This window comes from Belliella marina (assembly GCF_042682445.1).
Lineage (GTDB): Bacteria > Bacteroidota > Bacteroidia > Cytophagales > Cyclobacteriaceae > Belliella > Belliella marina.
In genome coordinates, this window is record NZ_JBHUHR010000040.1 from 31,127 (window position 1) to 33,903 (window position 2,777).

The following is a 2,777-nucleotide window of genomic DNA, read 5'->3' on the forward strand; positions in this document are numbered from 1 at the left end:
TCTCTTAAAAAGAAGGTCAAAAGTAGTAATATTACATCCCCATGTTAGGTACTGAATACCAAACTCCAAAAGAGTAAAATTGCATTTTGTATGAATGAGGGGTTTGAAATATTCGCATGTTTCTGACCCAGGCCTCTTGCACTCATTGCTGAGGTCTGAGAAGACACCCCCACTCTTGATAAAAGAGGCCGGGTCTTCACTGGAATAATTCAGGTTCTGCTTTTTCATCCTTTCTTTGTTTGGCTTCTCAGACCTAACATTGAGGATATTTGTCAAATATAAAAATAATTTCTAATAGTCAACATAAATGTTGACTTATTTTTTTTAGTTTTTCCTGTAATTGCTACTGATGAGGGATATTAAAAAAGACGATTTAAAGTCTGAACTTGCTAAAAAAATTAAAGAACTAAGAGATAAAAAAGAATGGACTCAAGAAGAATTGGCTTCAAAATTAAATTATAAAGACAAGCAAGCTGTAAATAGATATGAAATTCAAGGTGCTAATCCAACAGCTTACAATTTATATTTAATATGTAAAGCTTTTGATATATCTTTTAATGAACTTTTCGATTTCTTAAAAGACTATCCTGAAGGATGACTTATTTTATCCTTACAAATACGCTCAACAAGAACTTTCATTTGTTCTATCCGCAGGATTAGTTTATAGCAATCTTCTTTAGATATCTCAAAGTTTCTATCATATCTAGCCTCAATATATCCCTTTCTTAAAAGTTCAAATAATCGATATTCATCTACATCATCCTGTGGTGTCAAAAACAAACTATATAATTCAGGACTTAAATGTTTTGCATATTTTCTTAACTTTTTCAAATTGTGAACTGTCGGTTTAAAACCAGATGATACTAGCATTATAGTAGCATAAAAATTTTCAGCTGCTTGATGAAGTTCAAACAGTGACTTTCTGTAACTTTCTCTATCAAATGCATTTTTTGCATCGATTAGAAAATCAACCCCCATAGGAAACCATAATTTAAAATAATCTTCAGCTCTTTCTCTCAGCTGCTGATTGGTCAATTTTATAGGACTGATAAAATCAATTTCTTCTGTATCAAACAGTGTAATACCTTCTTGAAGTATCCTAATGAAAAAATATTGACCAATTGACAACCCTTTATTTATGTAATCAATACTATGCACTAAAATACTGGTAATACCTTTCAATTCATCATTACATTTATTTTCAATATGACTGATGATTTCATGTTGTTTTTTGGAATTGTCCCTAGTGACAACCAAAATATCATAATCACTTTCGTAAGTCAAGGTAATTCCATCATGTAATAATGAAGAATCCACCCATTTCCCCGTTGCATGACTTCCAAATAGAATCACTTTGATGGGATCGGCTTCCACCTTGATAATATCCAGAATAAAATTAATTTCCTTTTGCTTCTCCTCAGGTAGGTGCTCTATGGATTTTTTCATTTTCATTAATAGTTTTTAGCTCAATTTTTCGCAGTATCAAGTTGTCAAAAGACATGTGAATTAAGAATATAAAGATAACTAAAACGAATGGTATCTTCTTAAAAGAATCCATGTTTAGCCGTATTTAAACGTTTATTTCTCTGATTTTTTCGACAGAACTAATTATATTGAAAAACCAATATTCCTGACGCACTGCTGTGATAGCAGTAAGTTTTTCGTCAATAGTAGGTCAATAATTTTATACTAAACAACATGCATTATGGAATTTTTCACTCTATATTATTTAAGTAGCTTATTGGAGAATGAACTTAAAAGAGATATTTCTCAAGTAGAATTATACTTCTCTGAAATTCCTCTTAGCTCAAAAAAGCAGCTTGCTGCCAAAATCATGGATGAATACATACATGAAGATTATGATATTCTAGGTAGATACAATATGCTGAAAGCATTGCCTTATCTATTGGATTTGATGCCAGATGATTTTATTAAAGAACAATCCACGCTCTTCGATAGCGTAATCATAGAAAAAGAATCGGATTTGGAAGATATAAAACTACTCTTGGTTTCGATAGGTGCAATGAAATATATATCTGAGGTAAGCAAAGGGTGTATTTTTGATATGTTCTATGAAAACATTGAAAATGAAAAGAATAGCCTGGTGTCAATGTGTGATCTTATTTTTGAAGTTGAGTATTTAGGTATAGAGCATGTTCCAGAAAAACATTTAACCCAGACAGTCAAATACTTCGTACTGACGTACCTAAATTATCAGATACCGGAACGTGGAGACCCTGAAAATGAAGTAAACCCAATGCCATTCATTAGAAAAGTGATTTTGAATTGTGAAGCAGCAACTTTGGAAATCTTTATAGACTATATCCGGAATAGTGATGAAGTTCGAGAAATAGCCATCAAGCCAACCAAAAAGGAAAGGTTAAAAAGTTTATGTACTTCGATATCCAAGCGGTCTGATATAAGGGAAGATGATCAGAATTTTTTAAGATCGATGATAAGTGGAAATTTTGGTTTTTAAACAATGCACCTAATTAAAAGTCCTAAATCGCTTAAATTTCTTTGTTTAAAAGTGAAAAATACCAAGTACTTGGTATTTTATGTTTGAGGGGGATTGAGTAGGTTTGATAATTCGGATATAGAAGCCATAATGGCACCTATCTCTCCGAATTGGAATGCTATACGCCATAATGGCGTAGAGAAATCGTTGGCGGTAATTCCCCCTACTTTAAAAAAGTTGATTTCGTAAGCTAACGTTTGAGAGCATCGTGGCAAGATTTTTTGTAAATTACTAGTCTCTCAGCAAGGCCGATTTTAGA

4 protein-coding genes are annotated in these 2,777 nt (G+C 32.2%); 2 read left to right on the forward strand and 2 right to left on the reverse strand.

Translation table 11 applies throughout. From position 1 onward, the window contains the following. A partial coding sequence (locus ACFSKL_RS16405; RefSeq protein WP_376887417.1) for a hypothetical protein occupies nt 1-228 on the reverse strand: 228 nt, incomplete at its 3' end. A gap of 121 nt (nt 229-349) precedes the next feature. Between ACFSKL_RS16405 and ACFSKL_RS16410 the strand changes: the two genes are divergently transcribed. Continuing rightward, entirely contained in the window at nt 350-598 is a 249-nt protein-coding gene (locus ACFSKL_RS16410; protein ID WP_376887418.1) for a helix-turn-helix transcriptional regulator, read from the forward strand. On the opposite strand, the gene ACFSKL_RS16415 is transcribed toward ACFSKL_RS16410, so the two are convergent. Beyond that, nucleotides 583-1,446 (reverse strand): HEPN domain-containing protein, encoded by an 864-nt coding sequence (locus ACFSKL_RS16415; RefSeq protein WP_376887419.1) that lies wholly within the window; start codon nt 1,444-1,446, stop codon nt 583-585. The two genes, ACFSKL_RS16410 and ACFSKL_RS16415, sit on opposite strands and share 16 nt — an antisense overlap. A gap of 259 nt (nt 1,447-1,705) precedes the next feature. Between ACFSKL_RS16415 and ACFSKL_RS16420 the strand changes: the two genes are divergently transcribed. Beyond that, nucleotides 1,706-2,479, forward strand: coding sequence for a hypothetical protein (locus ACFSKL_RS16420; RefSeq protein ID WP_376887420.1), 774 nt, complete (start codon nt 1,706-1,708; stop codon nt 2,477-2,479). The last annotated feature ends 298 nt before the right edge of the window (nt 2,480-2,777 follow it).

Excerpts from the sequence above, each read along its gene's own strand:
- ACFSKL_RS16410 (WP_376887418.1), top strand. The coding sequence starts at position 350 with ATGAGGGATATTAAAAAAGACGATTTAAAGTCTGAACTTGCTAAAAAA.
- ACFSKL_RS16415 (WP_376887419.1), bottom strand. The coding sequence starts at position 1,446 with ATGAAAAAATCCATAGAGCACCTACCTGAGGAGAAGCAAAAGGAAATT.
- ACFSKL_RS16420 (WP_376887420.1), top strand. The coding sequence starts at position 1,706 with ATGGAATTTTTCACTCTATATTATTTAAGTAGCTTATTGGAGAATGAA.